This is a genomic window from Siphonobacter sp. BAB-5385 (assembly GCF_002261125.1).
GTDB lineage: Bacteria > Bacteroidota > Bacteroidia > Cytophagales > Spirosomataceae > Siphonobacter.
The window spans coordinates 1-572 of the sequence record NZ_NMPS01000223.1 but is presented as its reverse complement, the minus strand read 5'-3'; the positions used below and the strand labels follow the sequence as shown (position 1 = coordinate 572).

General features: G+C 52.4%; 1 protein-coding gene. It reads left to right on the top strand.

Going from position 1 to position 572, the window contains the following annotated elements; all coding sequences use genetic code 11:
* A partial coding sequence (locus tag BWI93_RS27950; RefSeq protein ID WP_217902334.1) for a hypothetical protein occupies positions 1-572 on the top strand: 572 nt, incomplete at both ends.

Sequence of the window (572 nt, the reverse complement as noted above, 5' to 3'; positions counted from 1 at the left end):
GACTGGGATTACTACGAGAACGTGAAGGGCATGTTCGATGCTACAACGGGGTATTTGAAAGCTCCTAATGCCGACGACGTGCAGTACGATAACGCCCTATCGAAGTTCGTACGCTACGACGGCTCAGCCTGGGTAGACATCGCGGAATCGACGCTCAATTTCACGTTCAACTTTGCCAAGTATCGCCAGGCCTGGAATATCGCTCAGCCGGACGTTTTCCACTCGATGCTGGGCACGAACGACTTTTCATTCCCGGCAACGTTCGATGCAACGTATGCGACCTTCAAGGCTCGTTACGAAACGATGATTGCCAGCATCAAGGCCGATAGCCCTAATTGTAAAATCATCATTGCCATCCCCGTCAGCTCAGGCCGTCAGGGCGTGGATGGTATTGCCACGACCGAACGCCGCAAACGCGTGTTTTGGATGTTAGCGAAGGCCATTAACGCCGATTTCGGTGGACGTGAATCGCAAGGCGTGTACATAGCTGATTACCACTCCACCGTCGACCGCACCTTCGGTTACGATCGCACCTTTGAAAAGCCCTTTTTCAACTATACCGGATCAGAAAC